At 45.2% G+C, this 18,704-nt stretch carries 18 protein-coding genes and 1 riboswitch; of the genes, 5 read left to right on the forward strand and 13 right to left on the reverse strand.

The annotated features are described in order from the left end of the window. Window positions 1–109: 109 nt before the first annotated feature. From fecE to L4D74_RS15505, 4 genes are read right to left on the reverse strand one after another with little or no spacing between them, the layout of a single operon-like run. Window positions 110–874: a Fe(3+) dicitrate ABC transporter ATP-binding protein FecE gene (fecE, locus tag L4D74_RS15490; protein WP_265674196.1), complete on the reverse strand. Its 765-nt coding sequence runs from the start codon at window positions 872–874 to the stop codon at window positions 110–112. Then, window positions 874–1,863 (reverse strand): FecCD family ABC transporter permease, encoded by a 990-nt coding sequence (locus tag L4D74_RS15495; RefSeq protein ID WP_428753096.1) that lies wholly within the window; start codon window positions 1,861–1,863, stop codon window positions 874–876. The genes fecE and L4D74_RS15495 overlap by 1 nt, the downstream gene beginning before the upstream one ends. Further along, window positions 1,860–2,867: a FecCD family ABC transporter permease gene (locus L4D74_RS15500; protein ID WP_265674194.1), complete on the reverse strand. Its 1,008-nt coding sequence runs from the start codon at window positions 2,865–2,867 to the stop codon at window positions 1,860–1,862. The genes L4D74_RS15495 and L4D74_RS15500 overlap by 4 nt, the downstream gene beginning before the upstream one ends. Beyond that, window positions 2,867–3,760 carry a Fe(3+) dicitrate ABC transporter substrate-binding protein gene (locus L4D74_RS15505; RefSeq protein WP_265674193.1) on the reverse strand — a complete coding sequence of 298 codons (894 nt, stop codon included), beginning with the start codon at window positions 3,758–3,760 and terminating at the stop codon, window positions 2,867–2,869. Before L4D74_RS15505 ends, L4D74_RS15500 begins: the two co-directional genes overlap by 1 nt. Before the next feature lie 357 nt (window positions 3,761–4,117). Here L4D74_RS15505 and L4D74_RS15510 point away from each other — a divergent pair, with 357 nt between their 5' ends. After that, window positions 4,118–4,693 (forward strand): YceI family protein, encoded by a 576-nt coding sequence (locus L4D74_RS15510; RefSeq protein WP_265674192.1) that lies wholly within the window; start codon window positions 4,118–4,120, stop codon window positions 4,691–4,693. A gap of 148 nt (window positions 4,694–4,841) precedes the next feature. Continuing rightward, window positions 4,842–5,714: a patatin-like phospholipase family protein gene (locus L4D74_RS15515; RefSeq protein WP_428753223.1), complete on the forward strand. Its 873-nt coding sequence runs from the start codon at window positions 4,842–4,844 to the stop codon at window positions 5,712–5,714. Window positions 5,715–5,820: 106 nt separating this feature from the next. On the opposite strand, the gene L4D74_RS15520 is transcribed toward L4D74_RS15515, so the two are convergent. From L4D74_RS15520 to L4D74_RS15540, 5 genes are all read right to left on the reverse strand, one after another. After that, on the reverse strand, window positions 5,821–7,437 hold the full coding sequence (locus L4D74_RS15520; protein WP_428753099.1) for a methyl-accepting chemotaxis protein: 1,617 nt from the start codon (window positions 7,435–7,437) through the stop codon (window positions 5,821–5,823). A 312-nt stretch (window positions 7,438–7,749) separates the two neighbouring features. Next, a complete protein-coding gene (locus L4D74_RS15525) occupies window positions 7,750–8,073 on the reverse strand; it encodes an ArsR/SmtB family transcription factor (protein ID WP_428753100.1) in 324 nt (107 codons plus the stop codon). A gap of 76 nt (window positions 8,074–8,149) precedes the next feature. Beyond that, entirely contained in the window at window positions 8,150–8,890 is a 741-nt protein-coding gene (locus L4D74_RS15530; RefSeq protein ID WP_428753101.1) for a phosphatase PAP2 family protein, read from the reverse strand. Window positions 8,891–9,089: 199 nt separating this feature from the next. Then, on the reverse strand, window positions 9,090–9,386 hold the full coding sequence (locus tag L4D74_RS15535) for a hypothetical protein (protein ID WP_428753103.1): 297 nt from the start codon (window positions 9,384–9,386) through the stop codon (window positions 9,090–9,092). A gap of 248 nt (window positions 9,387–9,634) precedes the next feature. Beyond that, a complete protein-coding gene (locus L4D74_RS15540; RefSeq protein WP_428753225.1) occupies window positions 9,635–10,057 on the reverse strand; it encodes a DUF2850 domain-containing protein in 423 nt (140 codons plus the stop codon). Between the two features lie 353 nt (window positions 10,058–10,410). Here L4D74_RS15540 and ppnP point away from each other — a divergent pair, with 353 nt between their 5' ends. Continuing rightward, window positions 10,411–10,692, forward strand: coding sequence for a pyrimidine/purine nucleoside phosphorylase (gene ppnP, locus L4D74_RS15545; RefSeq protein ID WP_428753105.1), 282 nt, complete (start codon window positions 10,411–10,413; stop codon window positions 10,690–10,692). Between the two features lie 183 nt (window positions 10,693–10,875). Here the strand turns inward: ppnP and L4D74_RS15550 are convergent, their stop codons facing one another. Continuing rightward, window positions 10,876–11,724 (reverse strand): pirin family protein, encoded by an 849-nt coding sequence (locus L4D74_RS15550; protein WP_428753106.1) that lies wholly within the window; start codon window positions 11,722–11,724, stop codon window positions 10,876–10,878. A 235-nt stretch (window positions 11,725–11,959) separates the two neighbouring features. Next, window positions 11,960–12,059: riboswitch (purine riboswitch) on the forward strand. Between the two features lie 183 nt (window positions 12,060–12,242). On the opposite strand from L4D74_RS15550, the gene L4D74_RS15555 reads away from it, so the two are divergent. Both L4D74_RS15555 and mepA read left to right on the forward strand, forming a co-directional pair. Next, a complete protein-coding gene (locus tag L4D74_RS15555) occupies window positions 12,243–13,250 on the forward strand; it encodes an adenosine deaminase (protein ID WP_428753108.1) in 1,008 nt (335 codons plus the stop codon). A 348-nt stretch (window positions 13,251–13,598) separates the two neighbouring features. Next, a complete protein-coding gene (mepA, locus tag L4D74_RS15560; protein WP_428753110.1) occupies window positions 13,599–14,444 on the forward strand; it encodes a penicillin-insensitive murein endopeptidase in 846 nt (281 codons plus the stop codon). 90 nt (window positions 14,445–14,534) lie between these two features. Here mepA and L4D74_RS15565 read toward each other — a convergent pair whose 3' ends face one another. The 3 genes from L4D74_RS15565 to L4D74_RS15575 form a co-directional block, all read right to left on the reverse strand. After that, window positions 14,535–14,879, reverse strand: coding sequence for a helix-turn-helix domain-containing protein (locus tag L4D74_RS15565; protein WP_428753111.1), 345 nt, complete (start codon window positions 14,877–14,879; stop codon window positions 14,535–14,537). Between the two features lie 260 nt (window positions 14,880–15,139). After that, window positions 15,140–18,019, reverse strand: coding sequence for an FAD-binding and (Fe-S)-binding domain-containing protein (locus L4D74_RS15570; protein ID WP_428753112.1), 2,880 nt, complete (start codon window positions 18,017–18,019; stop codon window positions 15,140–15,142). 19 nt (window positions 18,020–18,038) lie between these two features. Further along, window positions 18,039–18,704 carry a LutC/YkgG family protein gene (locus tag L4D74_RS15575; RefSeq protein WP_428753113.1) on the reverse strand — a complete coding sequence of 222 codons (666 nt, stop codon included), beginning with the start codon at window positions 18,702–18,704 and terminating at the stop codon, window positions 18,039–18,041.

Genomic DNA, 18,704 nt, shown 5'->3' on the forward strand with positions numbered 1-18,704 from the left:
TTACTCTATCGAATTAAAGTCGCGTGCAGTCGAGCACCACCGGGAGGACAATCAATGATTCCTAGATAATGGTTTGACTTGCCTTCACAAGGGGAGCGGCCCCGCTCGGTTACCGTGCAATGCACATCGGTGACTGGGAAATAGGATCGGAGATGATCATTGCGTCGAGGTTAAACACTTGCTGCAATAATGACTCAGTGAAAACCTGCTCTGGTGAGCCTTGAGCAATGAGTTTGCCTTTTTCAAGGACCACCAAATGATCACAATAGCGACAGGCCTGATTGAGATCATGGAGTACAACGATGACCGTTTTCCCTCGACGATTCATCTCATGCATTAGGTTCATCAGATCAATTTGGTGAGAAAGGTCGAGATAGGTGGTCGGTTCATCGAGCATGACAATGTCGGTATCTTGCGCCATGATCATCGCGATCCACGCACGCTGCTGTTGCCCACCTGACAGGCTGTCTACCGGGGTGTCGGCAAGATCAGTTACGCCCGTTGATGCCATAGATTGCTCAACAATACGTTGGTCATCTGCTGTCAATTTACCCCAATGAGAAGTGTAGGGTGCGCGGCCATAGCCCACCAATTTTCGTACACTGATCCCTTCTGGGGTAGTGTGGATTTGCGGCAGCAACGAAAGACGTTGCGCTAACTGCTTAGTGGGAATTTGCTCAAGCGCGACGTTATCAAGAAGTACGTTTCCTGATTTGGCTTTGTTAATGCGCGCTAAGGTTTTTAGTAGCGTAGATTTCCCACATCCGTTAGGACCAATTAGGGCGGTAATTTTGCCTTTTGGAATAGACAGGTTGAGATCGTCGATAATCACGTTGTTGCCATAGGCAACTTGCAAATGTTGAACAGACAGCATTACCAACCCTTATAGCGTTGTAGTAAAAAGATAAAGTACGGCGCACCAATTATGGACGTCAACACGCCAGCAGGCAGCTCAATGGGTGGTTGGATACCACGAGCAATGGTATCGGCGGTGAGTACAAGGAGTGCACCGATTAAACTGGATCCAACGAGCAGAGCCTTGTGGTGGTGTCCAAAAATAAGTCTGGCTAAATGGGGAGCGAGTAAACCGACAAAGCTGATGGTACCAGCGATAGCGACACTGATACTTGCGAGTACGATGGCACAAATCAGTGCGATACCTTGAACCTTATTGAGGTCAACGCCCAATGAAATGGCGGTATCGTCACCCAAGCCTACAACATCTAGTCGCCATGCCAGCCATAATGTCACGGGCAGAAGTAGCGCTAGCGTCATCCAAATATACGGAACTTGTTCCCAGTCTCTTCCCCATAGACTCCCCGTCAACCACACCATCGCGGTGTTGATTTCGATAGGGTGTACCACGAGTAAATAATCAATACCACTGGCAAGAAATGCACTGATAGCAATGCCGACAAGCGCCATTCTCGCAGGGGTGAGGTGAGCGTAGTGAGTGATGACTAGTAGTGATATACCCGTTGCTATTCCCCCAATCACTGCCGCAATAGGAAGCACATATAATGGCGCATTGGGGTAGATCGTTAATACGAGAGTGGCAACAAATCCTGCACCTGCACTAATACCAATAAGGTCAGGAGAGGCGAGAGGATTACGGATGACCCCCTGAACCAACGCGCCAGATAGTCCAAGACCTGCGCCAACACCAATAGCAAGAAATAAGCGAGGTAGTCGGTAGTGATTGACAACAAAATCGTAATCACCGCCATGCATCACGGCCTGGATAACGTCTGGTAGGGATAAATCCGCGACGCCAACCATCAAACTTATGATGCTAGCCAGTAAAATAACTACCGCGAGCGTCAGCCATGGTAAGTATTTTGTGTGGTGAAGAGTGACACTCATGAGTTCAAGCGACCTCGAATAGACAGTAAAATGAAAAATGGCGTGCCGATAAGCGCAGTGACAATTCCTACGGGCGTTTCAGTAGGAAAAGCAATCGCTCTAGAGAGCATATCTGCTAGTGTCATCAGTAGTGCACCAAGGCATGCGCTGGCAGGAATGATTAGCCGATAATTTTGTCCAACAAGTTTTTTAGCAATGTGGGGAACAAGTAATCCAACAAAGCCAATAGGGCCTGCTGTTGCGACGCTGACACTGGTCAAAATGACGATCGCGAGACAAGCAAGTAAACGTACAAGACTGGTATTAACACCAAGATTGGTGGCAACATCATGCCCGAGAGAAAGTAGATTGAGTTGGTGCGCTAACAGCCATGAGAGGGTAAGCGCCGCTACGCTTATGGGCATCATTTGTGTGAATAGGGCCCAGTCTAGGTTACTGATTGAACCTATCAACCAAGATTGAATACTATAGGCCATATCATCGGCCAATATGATAGAAGCGCGCGTTAAGCCAAGTAGTAAAGCATTGACGGCAATACCCGCAAGAACCAGTTTTAAAGGGTGAGGTCGATGGTCAAAGAAGCCACCTAAGTAGATGACGATAAGGCCACTTAGCATACTGCCTATCGCGCCCATGAGCATGGTGGGTATTGGCAGGGTAATAAGGCCAACACTGCCAATGACGATACACAGCGACGCACCAGCATTGATTGCAAGTACGGATGGCGAGGCTAACGGGTTACGGGTAAGGCCCTGCATGAGTGCTCCTGCTACCGCCAAGTTAGCGCCAATGACCGCACCACTCAACGCTCTTGGCATTCTTAGTGTCGCGATGATTTGCTGTTCCATACTCGTTTCATCGAAGTGGAGCCAAAAATTCCAAAGTGTTGCCATCGATAGGTCGAAACTAGACCAAGCGATCAGCGACAGATTGAATGTGATAACTAAGGCGGCGCTCAATGCAAACCAAAGCGCAAGCCCTTGGGGTTTTAATGTCGTCAACATTACTTTTTGGTTAACAGTGTTTGCAGATTTTTGGCGATGCCTTCGGCCGCGAGCATGCCTCGATTTAGTGACCATAATTGCGGAGAGACCCGCACGGCTTGCTGTTTTTGTGACACCTTAAGTAGTTTGCTTAATGGTTGTTGTTGCCAGTCATCATACACAGTATGCGGCTTATATGGACCGAGCAGTAACCAGTCTGGATTTACTTTTAATAGCTGCTCGAAGCTGACTTCAATGTAGGCTTTATCATGGTTTGGCAACGTTGGTCCTTGCAGACCAAGCGCTGTAATGACACCACCAGCATAGGAATTAGGGCCATGCAGCCACATCCCTTTGTCGGTGACAACAGCAAATTGGATGGTTTCCGCGCTTGCTAATGTCTGTTTGTACGATGCCATGTTGGTTTTGTGCTGCGAAATTCGCTGTTCCATTTGACTCTGTTTATTGATCGCAATGCCAATTTTTAACGCTGAAGCTAGGTTTTCTTGATAGGTTTCACCGCGGCTTTTAAGCAATAGCGTTGGGGCGATGGTGCTAAGATCCTTGTAAACCGTGGCATGTCGTTCTGCATCAGCAATGATCAGGTCCGGTTTGAGTTCAGAAATGGCTTCTAAGCTAGGTTGCGGTCGCATTCCCACAGATGTCCATGGTGAAATAAGGGCGCGGACTTCAGGAAGAATACGCTCAATGTTTTTATCATCAGCAACGCCAATAGGCGAGACACCAACAGAAGCCAGAGCGTCGATAAACGAGTATTCAAGTACGACGATTCTCTGAGGCGTACCGAAAACAGTGAGTTCACCATGTTCATCTTTAATGGTTCGAGCTTGTTCCGCCGCTGATAGTAATGGTGTGGCAAATATAAAAACAACGACAAGTAATCGACGGAGCATCGTTAGGGGGCCAAGTCTTGAAGCAAGATGAGGTTTGCAAAGAGTGGATTCAAAGGCTTTAGATTTTAACTGTTTTATTGCTAACAACTTGACACCGTCGAGGTTTTGAAAAGAAAAACGGATACTAAAGTAATTACGAATTATTATCAATACTATTAATAATTACTAAAGTGAATATAACAGGCGCACAGATTAACCTTATTTATATAAAGGTTAATTGGCTTGTTAACAAACCCTATTAACGTAGTGCGATAAACAAAAATAAGCGGATAATGGTAGCGGGTTCAGGTATTAGATTTGGTGTTCTGATAACGGTGAACTACACCTATTAGGTACAAAAAATCAAAGGAGCGCGATATGAGAGCTGGAATCAGTGGTTTATTGGCCTTAATGTTGGCCTTTCCCGCGACAGCAGGGTGGATACTAGATAATGAGGCATCGTCATTAAAGTTTGTTTCAACGAAAAAAAATGCTGCGAGTGAAGTTCATCATTTTGAGGCGATGTCTGGCACCATATCGGATGATGGGAAAGCGACGGTGATATTGGATTTAAGCAGTGTGGAAACCAATATCGCAATTCGAAACGAACGAATGAAAAGTATGCTATTTGATGTGGCATCATTTAAAACGGCGACGATTACCACGGTCATCGATATGAGCGAATTAGATGGCGCGGATATTGGTGGTATTTATTCAGCGACATTCGATGTTACCGTTGATTTGCATGGTAAACAAAAGACCTACCCAGCTAATTTGACCGTGATGAAAATGTCTGATGATAAAATTGTCGTGGTGGCTAATGATCCACTCATTGTCAAAGCGGCTGATTTTGGTTTAGAGAAAGGGATTGAAAAACTGCGAGAAGTGGCTGCTTTGCCTTCGATAGCGACGTCAGTTCCCGTGACGTTTGTTTTGGTTTTCGATCAAAAATAGCCTCTGTTTGCTCCCTAATTGTATTTTAGGGAGCGTATAAAACATCACTTTGATAGCTTTTTCCTATCGAAGTAATTTACAAGTCCCATTATATTTCAGGCTTATGTTTCATTATTCTGTCACCAGTATTGATGATGAGAGAGAAATGATGAATAACAGTGCATTGATTGTAGAGGGTGGGGCAATGCGAGGTGTTTTCGCAAGTGGTGTGCTCGATACCTTTATGAATCATGATTTTATGCCTTATGATTTTGCAATTGGTGTTTCTGCAGGGGCATCGAATTTAGTTGGTTATTTATCAAACTCTCCTCAACGTAGCTTTGAGGTCATCACTAAAATGGCGACGAACAAGCGGTTTTTTAATCCAGCGCGCTTTGCCAAAGGCGGAGATTTGGTTGATGTAAAGTGGTTATGGAATGAGTCTAATCAACGCTACCCACTTAACTGCGAGGCGCTTTTTTCCAGCATCCCTATGTTTGCGGCAGTGACGAATATTGATAGCGGTCTTGCTGATTATTATCGCGTGGAGCCTCATTCGTTATCCAATATTATTGAAGCAACAACCGCGCTCCCTATTGCTTACCGTCGCCCACCTTGTTTTTCTGGTGGTTGTTATACCGATGGTGGTGTCGCGGATTCTATTCCCGTAAGAGAAGCCTACCGTCGTGGTGCGCGTGATATTACGGTGATCTTGTCGCATCCACTGAGCTATGAAATGAAGACCAGTCGTTCAGCTTGGTTGGTTCAGGCCTTATTAGCGAAGTATCCGAATATTGCTCAAGCGATGAGGGTACGAGCCGAAAACTACAATCAATCGCTAGAATTTATTAGGCATCCGCCGAAAGACGCGACGATCAGAGTGATCACACCTCCAGAGAATTTTGCCGTCAAACGATTAACGATGAAGCAGAAGACTTTGCACCAAGGATATGAAATGGGGCTAGCGGCGGGTGAGGAACACTTGTCTATTCGTCGTGGTGAATACGGTTTACACCAAGAAAATTGTCATTTTTGTGTGTAGATTATTGATGAGAGCGAAGCGCGATGGAGAAAGGCCGTCGTGAGAAGGTGATAATAACAACGCTACATAGTCAGCTAACTACTATGTAGCGCTCGATAATTTTTAATTAAAATTTAAAGTAAGCCAGTTTTTGTGATAACTCGTCCGATGCTTGCGCCATCGTTTGAGATTGCAGGGCTAAATGTTGACTCGTTTGTTTTATCTCACTAATAGAAGTGTGCACGACCGTCACGTTCTCATTCACGTCATTAGCGACAATCCCTTGTTGCTCTGCCGCCGCCGCGATTTGAGTGACCATGTCATAAGTTTGGTTTAGGCTGCTAACGGCACCATCCAGCTGTTCTTGCGTTTTTGTGGCGAGTTGAACACTATGGGTGATCTTTTCTTGATTGGTCGCCATGACAGATAAGACACTGGTCGTACGCTTGTTTAGATCATCGATAGTGCTTTGTACTTGAGTGGTTGACTCTTGCGTTCGGCTAGCAAGGTTTCGAACCTCATCGGCAACCACGGCAAAGCCACGACCTTGCTCACCAGCACGAGCGGCTTCAATAGCAGCATTTAACGCCAGTAAATTTGTTTGTTCAGAGACTTCGGTAATCACGCCGACAACGTTGCTAATATCAGCGACGCCTTGTTTCAACGATGTCATCAGTTCATAAGTATCGGTAATGTCGTCTGAAATGGTGGCAATGTTGTCTAACGTGTATCCCATGCTTCGGCTGCCATCGCCAGCAAGGGCCTTGCTTTGCTCTGTGGTAGCAGAGGTGCGCTCTGCATTTTCTGCAATATCTTGAATGGTGGATGACATTTCATTCATCGCCGTCGCCAATTGCTCAAGTTGCTCATTTTGTGAGTTGATGCAGGTTGCTGTTTCTTCGCTGGTGGCGGCAATCGACGCTGACAGCTGACCAGAGTGACCCGCTGATTCTTTAGCGACCGCTATCGTTTCGCGCAATGTCTGCGTCATTCGGTTGAGCTCGCCGCTTAATACACCAATCTCATCTTGTCGTTTGGTATCTAGATTTTGGCTAAGATCCCCATCTGCAATGTGGTGAACATTTTTTACTAGGGCTTCAATGGGAACAACGATGTTTCGTGCAATGGCGCCACATAATAGAATCAGGAATATTGCCGCAATGCCATCAATAATCAGTTCTTTGATCATTGCTGATTTGAAGCTGTCGTCTATATCAGACAGAGGAACACCCGAGCCAATGATCCAGTTCCATTGAGGAATATACGTCACATAGGTGATCTTCTCTGATTCGTCCCCCGAGGCGTCTTTCCAGTAATATTGCACGAAGCCTTGCCCTTGACTGGTCGCTAAGTCAATAAGTTGCTGCATAAAAGGCTTACCACGCGCATCGGTGATTCTTGAGGTACTCATTCCTTCATAGTGAGGTTGGGTTGGGTGCATGACGATCTTTTGATCTGAGCTAGCGATCCAAAAATATTTGTCGTGGTCAAAACTAAGTTGACGAATTGCCGCCATAGCCTGTGCTTTTGCTTGCCTTTTACCAATCTCAGAGCTAAGCGAAACGTAGTGTTCAGTGAGGGTTCTTGCAATATCAACATTGGCTTGAATGCTGTTTTTACGTTGTTCATAGCTATTGGATTTTTGTATGTTGAGATTAAACACACCAATAGAAAAAAGGATAATCACGGCAATGACAACGATGCATTGCAATTTGGTTCGAATAGACAGGTTGCTGAGATTCACTTAGAGGTCCTCGAGGTGGGCTTTCGTCATTTGATGATTTTTATTGAGCAGTACTAAGAGGTTGTCGGCATGTTAACGCAGATGTTGATGCCCGTGATTAAGGACGTATAGGCAGTGTGAATGTTTGTATGGGGTGTACTATTAGTCGATCGAAGATAACGGAAGTTGTTATTCTTTTGGCGTATGGATTTGGTGTTTTATATTTATCTGTGTGGGGGCACTACGCGGAGAAAGGGTTTCCAAGCCATTGATTAAGCCATTGATACAGCAGCTTGAGAAACCACGCTGTTTTTATAGTGGTGGTTGGCTTTCTTAGCCCCGAGTTTGGTTTATTGCTTCGTCGTTGCAGCTTTCTTCAATACAACATTCGTCTTGTAGGAAACTGATAACGCCTTGTAAATGCTCATATTGTGCAACGCAATAAAGAGTACGACCTTCTCTGCGTTGAGTAAGTAAGTTTGCCGACGTTAAACTTGAAATATGATGGGATAGCGTAGAACCGGGAATGTCTAGTCTCTCTTGGATTTCCCCTACTGGGATGCCTTGGTGCCCAGCGCGGACGACTTGCCGGTAGATCGCTAAACGCGTGACGTGACCCAGTTCTTTTAGTGCTTTGGCGGCGGTAGTGATCTGCATGAAGGTTCTCCCAAATATCCTATTTCGATAGTAATGGAAATTAGGAGTGCGCTCTAGCGATTTTTGACACTTTTATTCAGCCTTTTATCTTTTTTAACCATTTATCAAGGAAAGGGTAAGTCATCGGGATAACGGCGTATAAAAGTAAACCAAACAGCATAGAACCAAATAGGTCGATAGGGCGGTGCATACCAAGCCAGAGTCGGCTCATTGCCACGCTTGATGCCCAAACAATGGTTAAGACTGCCAAAAAATAGCGGCCACTATTTAACAATAGTCCACCAAAAAATAATACACATACCGTTGCAAAAATGGTGTGCCCAGACGGAAAGGAATAGTCGGTTTCACCCATCCAGTGCTTTGTTCTCCATGAGCTGACTTGCTCGGACACTTGATCAATCGCTTGATCTTTTTCTGCTAGATTGAGGGTGTAAAAGTCACTTGGAGTTTTAACGACATGCTGTTCAGCAAGTAAGTGGGTATAGGGGCGCGGGCTTTCAGTGACGTTCTTTAATAGAGACTTCGCGCCAAAGCTCAGCACTAGCAATAAGCCTAATTGAATAAGCAGATGCAGTTTAATAGGGGACATTTTAATCACCCATGCCGTGGTGATGCTCAATATGGATAAGGTGATGAGAAAACCTTGGTGCCCTGCAGAATAGGTGAGCGTTTGCATCGCTTTACCTGTCATAGCATCGACATCACCGCGTAAAGGCAATGGATAAAAAAGTAGCGTAAGGGCAAATGTGACGGTAGCGAAGATAGCGAGGCAAATCATGCCGGATGTTTTGGTATCTTTGGTCGAAGTAAGTGGCATGGTATCCGTCTGCTGAATTAAAGAGCGAGCATCATAATGGATTGTTAGGCAGTTTCTAACAGAGCAATGTCATAATGTGACATTGAGAGAGGCATGGTTGCCCTTTATTATCGCCAATGCTCAGCACACCTTTTCAAAGGCATGCTGTTCATAGGTGACGTGAGTCTAAAAATTCAACTTACCGTTGCCGGGTAACAGGCTACAAATCGCGCATCAATGTTTCAAGTTCATCATTAGCACGCAAAATTAATGCATTAAGCTCATGCGCATCTTGGCAATGTAAAGGAATATTCCAGAGCTGGTTACTGTGTTCGTCGACACCCTGAATGTGGGTCACAGAGCCAGCGTGCTTGAACGTCAATTGTTCAAACTCTGAATCATGGTGTTCCTTTAATTCAACAATATCAATATCTAGGTGACCGATCGGGTTGATATCAATATTGACGTGGTGACCGTTGGATTCAGGGAGCAAAAAATTACGGTGTGTTTTGATCATGTTCCTCTCCTTGGTTACGTGTATTAAGGGGAAGCGCATTATTACAAGCTATTGCCTCAACTTCTGTTGATGAGATATTGCCGTTAGGCTTCCAGTCGTGGTGTCTTATTCGTTAACACGCTTAGTAAAAGTTTAGGATAAAACCAGAAGAGAAAAATGAAATTGTTATGAATGTTGATTTATATCAATGAAATTGAGAGTTCAGTTCTCATATTGCAGGAATATAGGCCTCAACAATTGGAGAACGGTTATTTAGTTGTGAAGTGCTCGCTCAATGCAGAACGACGATTCTGCCCTGGGCTATAACCATCCATTGGTACCGTGTGTTCGAACCCTTGTAATATGAATCGTTGGGGAGGTAATGCCGGAGTAATACGACGTAACTGAGGTGATCGGGGGGTGCCTACTTTTTCGTAGACCCAAGTACCACTGCCTGTTTTTAGCTTGACAATGCGACCATCAAACTCATATTGAGTGGCGATAAGGCGATGATTTCGTTGTACGCCGTGAGAGGCAAATGTGAGTATTTCGGTACTTTGTTTTGGCGCACCGATTTCAATCCAATTGCCATAGACTTGTGTTGGCGAGATATGTTTTTGATGGCTGTTATAAAAGGCAAACCCTAGTACCGAAGCGAGAATAATCGATACCAACAAAATGATGATGAGCATTAAACTATCATTGCTTTGTGTGTGCTTTCCTCTGCGTGACGCCATTCACCACTCCCTTTTTTGGCCTTAATCATGATATCGGCCAGCTTAGCTATTACTTGAGCTTACATCCATTAATTGTAGGTTTAGATTGTAACAGTTTATCTGTCAGTCGTTGCAGGTTATTGAGCGGAGCTTCTCGTGAATGTTGGACATAAGACTTTTCTGTTAGTGGATTCATAAATTAAGCAAATAAATGCTCGCTACGACCGTGTTATACCAATTGAGCAGCGTTATTGATCAATAACTTGTTTTACGTTAAATAGTGCGGTAAAACCATGTTTTTATGTTAGATACTTAAACAGGGAAGTCCCATGATAAAAGAAAATAGCTATTTTGATGGCGGCGTTAAATCGCTTGGTTTTACTCAAGCTGATGGTGATAGTAGTGTTGGCGTAATGGCTGTGGGTAGTTACACCTTTGGAACAGTAGCGCCGGAAAAAATGAGTGTAGTGAAAGGCGCTTTAACGATTAAACGCAGCACGGACGTTGACTGGGTGACGTTTAACGCTGGCGAGAGCTTTGATGTTGAAGGTGACTCAAGTTTTGATGTAAAAGTCGAAACACCAACCGCGTATTTGTGTGAGTACTTGTAACTTAGCTCTGCACTAACCTTGCTACTTTACTATTGTTAGTGCTTTATTGATTAAACGATCATGGTGAGTGGAAATAAGCATCAGAAGTGATCGTTTGATGTATAAAATGACGCATCGACAAGTTGTCGATGCGTGACACATTAGCAGTGAATATCGTGTCCAAGTGTTTTTCCCTATGCCCAGTTAGTAAGTTTCAAATAGTCCGGCATTATAATCATCAATCGCCTGCTGAATCTCTTCTTTGCTGTTCATGACAAATGGACCGTAGTGAACCACAGGTTCGTTGATGGGCTCACCAGAGAAAATTAACATGCCAGACTCGCCTTTCGCGGTGAGTGCCAGCAAATCACCTTTTGATAACAGTGCTAACTCGCCCTGTTTCAGCATTTTCCCTTCAATCGTTGCTTGTCCAAGATACACGTAGACCATCGCATTGTGGTTGGCATCGAGTTGTAATTGAATACTTTGGTCGTGCGCTGCTTGCCAGTCTGCGACCATCAGTGGTACCCCCGTTTTTTGCAATGGACCAGTGGCAATGGCGTCATTAAACCCCACCTCGCCTGCAATAATACGAATGGAACCCATGTCGTCATCGGCTCGTTGTGTGATGGTTTCAGGCTGATAGTCATGGTACTGAGCCGGTATCATTTTGTTTTTCGCTGGTTGGTTTATCCATATCTGGAAACCGTGCAACGCGCCTTCTTCCATGATCGGCATTTCACTATGAATCACACCTTGACCCGCTGCCATCCATTGCGCGCCCCCAGATCGTAATTCACCCACGTTTCCCATGTGGTCACGATGTTGAAAGTGCCCTTGGCGCATGTAAGTGAGGGTTTCAATCCCTCGGTGAGGGTGTGGAGGAAAGCCACCAACATAGTCTTTTTTGTCGTCAGAACGGAGTTCATCAACCATTAAGAAAGGTGAAAACGCTTGATTATCAAACCCGTGTACACGACGAATCTTTACGCCATCACCATCAGAGGTGGCATGAGAAGGAATAATGTGTTGAACATTTCGATAGACAGTCATAATGAATCTCCTTGGTTTGGAATCACTATAGAACTCAAGTAGTGCGGGTTGCAGGGGAAAGAAGTGATTGAGTTGTTCAAAAAAATCGAAGGATGTTTTTATCGTGACCATGTAATGCGAGATGAGCTAAGTCTATCCTTTATCCTAAGTCAGCCGTGTCTACCGCAGTAAAAGCTCAAGCAGCAATGGCAATATCGATAGCCGTATCAATAGTGGTAATCGAACGGATGTTCCGTATAATGACAATCGTTTGCTTCGTATAACCCCAATAATATGGTTTGGGGGTCTCTACCAGTGCCCTGAAAGTGCTGATTACGAAGAGTTAAGAGCACTCGTGTGTTCTTCTCTTTGTGTTGGTACCGGCTCAGGATGCGCTCAATCCTTTTCTAGGTTCTAGGTTCTAGGTTCTAGGTTCTAGGTTCTAAGCGATAAAGCGGCGACTGAATTTCGAAAAAAATCGCTGATCCATTCCATACTAAGAGTAAGTGCACCCACAACACTAATTATAAAGGTGGAATATGAACGCATTTATTCAAGGTCTTCCAAAGGTAGAGCTGCATTTACACATCGAAGGTTCACTCGAGCCTGAATTACTATTTACACTGGCTCAGCGTAACAATATCGATTTGCCCTACTCATCACCAGAAGCGCTTCGCAAAGCCTATGAGTTTGATGATCTTCAGTCATTTTTAGATATCTATTATCAAGGGGCAAATGCGCTGATTACGGAGCAAGATTTTTACGACTTAACTTGGGCTTATTTACAGCGCTGCCATTCGGACAATGTTATTCATACCGAGATATTTTTTGATCCTCAGACACATACCGACCGCGGGATTGCGTTTGATACTGTGATCAGTGGCATTTATCGCGCTTTACAGGATGGCCGGCAGAAACTGGCTATTTCATCTCACATCATTATGTGTTTTCTTCGCCACTTGTCGGAAGAGTCAGCGATAGAAACCTTAAAGCTTGCACTTGATCATAAGGATAAGATCATAGGAGTTGGATTAGATTCATCAGAGCAAGGGCATCCACCGAAAAAATTTCAGAATGTTTTTGCACAGGCGAGAAATGAGGGATTCTTGACGGTGGCTCATGCTGGGGAAGAAGGGCCCGCGCAAAATATCGTTGATGCGATTGATATCCTTGGAGTGAGCCGTGTCGATCACGGCGTTCGCTGTGTAGACAGCCCTGAGTTGTTAGACTCGCTAATTGCGAGTCAAATGCCACTCACAGTCTGTCCGCTATCCAATATTAAACTACGTGTGTTTAATGATATGTCCCAACACAACATTGTGGAATTATTACGTAAAGGGGTTGCTGTGACAATTAACTCCGATGACCCGGCCTATTTCGGCGGTTATATGACGGATAACTTCCAAGCGGTGAGTGCTGCTCATACCATGACGTATAGTGAATTAGCTCAGTTTACGTTTAATGCCATTGACGCCAGTTTTATTGAATCTTCACTGAAACATGAATATCGACGTCGTGTTGAAGACTACCTTGGCAAGAATATTTAAGGGGCATCTTAAATGAAGTCGTCATCCCGAAGGTGGCAGCCTAAAAAGGAATGACGACTTTTCGTTACTCACATCTATGCCTAGACATAAGAGGGTTAGTATGAGTGGTAAAATGGCGATGAATCAATATGCTCTCGTTGCTTTATGAGTCTTTTATTAATGAATGTGATTGATTTCAAATTTGATATATTGAATTAATCGACGTCATATCAGCCAACATCGCCGTGACAAGCTATGCTTATAAAATTGGCTAGGTTGATGAATTGCGCCCAATTTTATGGGACGTATGACTCTGTGTACTGGAGGCAAATGGAGGCGAAGTATAATGAGAGGGCTTGGAGAAACGTAATGATAAAATATGGATTGTTGCTGTGCTTGTGCCTACCATTCTCGTCATTAGCAATGAATCGTTCATGGGAAGAGGTCGCTCTACCAAGTGATGGGGAATCAAACTCGATTGGAAGCTATGCCAATGGCTGCCTAGCTGGAGGCGCAGAGCTTGCGCCAGCAGGTACGGGCTATCAAGTGATTCGGACTCAACGAAATCGTTATTACGGTCACGCCGATATGATTGATTATCTGACGTCACTTGCGGTTCGTGTCGATTCGTTGGGAATTGGTCGTATATTAGTTGGTGATATTGCTATGCCCCGGGGAGGGCGTTTTTCCTCAGGACATGCAAGTCATCAGACTGGATTAGACGCCGATATTTGGCTTCGACTTCCAGCTGCGCCATTGAGTGTTGAACAGCTTTCAACGCCCCAGCCTTACTCGGTGGTTGACCTTAATAGCTATCGCTTAGAAAAAGAGAAATGGACCGAGAGTCATGCGCTGTTAATTCAAACCGCAGCGGTTGATGAGCGGGTAGCTCGAATCTTTGTGCATCCGTTAATAAAGCAGCAATTGTGTGATACCGCTTGGAAGGATAGAACTTGGCTTAGAAAGGTTCGACCATGGTGGGGGCATTATTCGCACTTCCATGTTCGTTTGCATTGCCCTGAGGGCGATAGCCAATGTGTGGCGCAATCGCCACCACCAAAAGGTGATGGCTGCGGCGCAGAATTAGCGTCGTGGAAACCTAATCCTTATGTCGCGCCTAAACCTGCAAAACCCGTGGTCAAGCTCGCCGATAAACAGAAGAAAAAACCAACAAAACCTAAATATCAAGAGTGTGTAGCGTTACTTAATCAGTAATAGGCGTCATGCATGCCGTCAGTCTTTGGCTAGGTTCTCCAAGAGCTAGGTTCTTCAAGCAAAATGTGAATGTGTTTTTAGCGCATCAGCTTACTGAACACGATATTCAATGACCACTTGATTACCATCGATCCTCACGTTGGTGATTTCGCCATCAATGGTCAATTTCGTATTAAACAGGCGCTCGTCGATAGCGGCAACCCGAGCTGAGCCTTTTAGTGACGGTAAATGATGGTTAGGGTTGATATGGAGCAATTTACAGAATCGGTCAATAAAGGGGGCATCTAATGGATGTTGACCGTTTAGGCGATTGGAAAGTTCAACCTGACTAATGCTCAAGCGTTTCGCGACTTCCATCTGGGTAATGTGCATTTTTGCTTTTTGTGACATCCAGACGCTGTAGAGCGCTTCGGTATCTTGTAGTGTGTAATTCATGTGTGTTTAACCCTGCAATGACTAAGAGGACTAACGCCCCTTTATTTATGCGCAGTATTCAACCGTAATTACGTTTTATGGTTGTCAGGATTGAGAAAGCTAGGTAAGCGTTAGGTCGGGAAAATGACAATTTCAGGCAAAATTGTCCTAGTGTGGGATCCTCTCCTCATTGCAAAGAATAATGGATGAAAAAGCGCTCTCATTAGTTCAATGAGAGCGTTTCAAGTTCGATGTTACTTAATTTGATCGCAAAGATATTGTTATTTTGCAGCCTCATCAACAAGATACAAAATAGATTGGTATGGTATCCCGCTATGATGCGCGAGCCCTATCTCACAGGTGATGCTATTACTATAACCACGCTGGCAATCACTAGGTACCTGTTCTTTCAGTGGCGCGACAGCCGCTTCGTTAAGCTCAGGCGTGGTGAAGCCTTTATCACCTGCCCAACCACAGCATTGAATATGCTCAGGAACGATGACAGACTCCGCGCACTGTTGGGCAAGTTGGATCATGCTGTGCTCTAGTCCCATTCGACGTGCACTGCAAGTAACATGCAACATGACAGACTCATTGATTGGAACTAAAGATAAATGTGGTAGCAGATAACGGCTGACAAACCCAACGGGCTCTGAAATGTTAAGTGGTCTGGTAAACTGCTCGATACTGCGCTTGGCACAGGGACTGGTATCCATCAGTACTGGATATTTTCCTTCTTTGCTGGCTTGCCATAAACTTTCTTCTAACTGTGCTGATTTTTGCGCGGCGAGTTCAACCATCCCTTTGCTGTCATAAGGCATACCGCAGCATTGCTCCGTTAGTGCCTCGGGAAGGATTATATCGTAGCCAGCCTTTGTTAAAAGTGACATTGTCACCTCGCTAAGCGGGCGTTGATCTTTTGCCTTGGGCTGAGTACCCATATTGCGACTTGCGCAGGAAGGAAGGTAGACGACTTTCTTATCAGATTGTCTTGATGAAGAAGCCAGCGTTTTATTCACATGAGCGGTGGGCGTTTCTGCTAACCATGCCGGCGTACGGTTATGGCTGAGCTTTCTTAGCCCCTGTGCAAGGTTTTCGATTCTTTCATTGCCAATTAGATTAGCAGCTAACGTACTGGTTTTCAGCCCAACACGAGCAATGGATGTCGTGGTTGCGAAGTGTTGCGCTGTCCATTTGGCAATGGGCTGATATTTCTTATAGTGAGCCGTTCGCAATTGTTTCACCAATTCCCCGGTATTGATGCCAACAGGGCAGCGTTCGGCGCATAGCCCAGTGGCGGCGCAGGTGTCTAGACCTTGATACTTAAAGGCTTGCTCAAGCTGAGCATCGCTTTCGTTAATCGTTATGGAAGAGGTCTCATGGTTATGACTGTTGGCAGAGAAACTTGCGACGCTACGTCTTCTTTGGATTTCCCGGTACAGTACAATACGCTGACGAGGAGACAGTGTAAGAGTGCGTGAAGGGCACACGGGTTCGCAAAATCCACATTCAATGCAGCGATTGATAAGATCGTCTGCTGCGGGCATGGGCTTTAGATTCTCGATATGAGAGTGAGGATTGTCATTGATGATCACTCCAGGGTTAAGTAAACCGTGAGGATCAAATAAGGCTTTAATCTGCTGCATTAATTGGTAGCCATCTCGACCCCATTCAAGTTCAACATACGGTGCCATATTACGCCCCGTTCCGTGCTCGGCTTTTAGTGAACCTTGATATTTTACCGCCACAAGCTCTGCAACATCATCCATAAACTGGCCATAGCGTTGGATCTCTTTTTCGCTATCAAAACCTTGCGTGAAAACAAAGTGTAAGTTGCCTTCGAGAGCATGACCAAAAATAATCGCTTCATTGTATTGGTAGCGGTCAAAGAGCTGCTGAAGATCGCGAACACCCGCGGCTAGGTTTTCAACAGGAAAGGCGACATCCTCAATGATCACCGTCGTTCCCACTTCTCGGACTGCGCCGACGGCGGGGAACATCCCTTTACGGATTCCCCATAGCGTTGCGACAGTGCTAGGGTCGGAAGTGAAGGGGACCGATTCAATAACAGTAAAGTCGCTGAGTGCTTCCATAACCATAGCGTTAGAGCGTTGAAGATCATCGTCATGCGACGCGTGGACTTCAATCAATAATGCGGCAGCTTCAAGATCGAGATGTTGAATAAAAGCAGGCATGCCAGGTTGTTCAGCAACAGAACGAAGTGATCGACCATCCATCATTTCGACAGCTGCGACAGGGGTCTCAGCAATGATAGTGACGGCTTGGCTAGCTTCTTCAATACTGGCAAAGGTAAGTAGGGTAGAAGCTTTAAATGGGTGCTCTATCACTGTGTTGTATGTGATGTCGGCAATAAACCCTAACGTGCCCTCAGAACCTATCATCAGGTGCTTTAGAATTTCGATGGGCTCGTGAAAGTCAACCAAGGCGTTGAGAGCATACCCTGTGGTATTTTTTAGGCGATATTTATGGCTGATTTTTTCTGATAATGTGACGTTTTCTTGCGTTTGCTTAGCTAGGGTTTGTAGACCAGTGACAATATCGGAACGCGTTTCTTTGAATCGAGCAATACTGTGACTATCGCTCGTGTCAAGAATGGATCCGTCAGCAAACACGACTTTCATGCTATCAACGGTTTTATAAGAATTTTGAGCGGTACCACAACACATTCCGCTGGCATTATTTGCCGCAATGCCACCAATTTTACAGGTGTTGATCGACGCAGGATCTGGCCCAATTTTTCTTTGATAAGGCGCCAAATACCGATTGGCGTCTGCCCCAATAACACCAGGTTGAAGACGAATCTTATAGCCGTCGTTTTTAATTTCATGCCCACGCCAATCGTCGGTCAGGGTAATCAAAACCGAATCAGATACCGCTTGTCCTGATAGACTGGTTCCCGCTGCTCTAAAGGTGAAATGAATATTAAGTGTGGCGCATTGTTGAATGGCGAAGATGACCTCGTCGAGGCTTTTAAGCCGTAGGACCATTTTAGGGATCAGGCGATAAAAGCTGGCATCGGTACCATAAGCCAGTCGCTCAGGTTCACCGGTGATGATTCGCTGCGTAGGAATTTCTTTAGCGAGGATAGTCTGCAGCGTCTGGTAGCGATCTATCGTCGAGTCATGCTTTGGGGGGCTCATTACTATCATCCTTTAAATGTTATTCATCTTCCAAGAAAATGACGACCAGTTGGCTGGGGCCATGCGCGCCATACGCTAAGGTTTGTTGGATATCTGCGGTCTTTGATGGTCCAGAAATTAACAAGGCGTTGGTGGGCATATAATGATTCCACTGACTGTGCGCCATTGCTTGTTGAAAATGCCCAAATAACATCGATTTTTTTACCAGTGCAATATGGCAAGGGGGAACGAGTGAGAGTGTTCTCGGTTCATGCTCAGTTGGCCACAAAATGATGGCACCAGTATCGGCAATTCCGCCAGCCGAGTGTGTGATGCCAGCATCAACTTGGTCAAAAAGTTCCGCTTTCCAATGCTCTATACATTGGTTAAATTCCGTTACTTGAACGTGGGAGGTGGCATCTTGGCACGCGTCTATGTATTCACCAGCGGTCCCAATAGCGATGTGATTAAGTTGATAGTCTGATATCACGTCCTGAAGTGTGGATACGAGCGTCGCACGAGTGGTGACTTTTACGTCGGTATGATTGGCCGTCATCATTGAGATAAAGCGTTGTGCTTTGTCATCCATACTGATCGCTGAATCACTCCCCCATGGACGATAAACGGGTTCATCGCCTTGATAAGCGGTACGTGGTGCGCGCTTGAGGCGATTAAGGATGTTTTCTTTACTACTGCGTGTATCCAT

The organism is Vibrio cionasavignyae (assembly GCF_050337155.1).
GTDB classification, from domain to species: domain Bacteria; phylum Pseudomonadota; class Gammaproteobacteria; order Enterobacterales; family Vibrionaceae; genus Vibrio; species Vibrio nomapromontoriensis.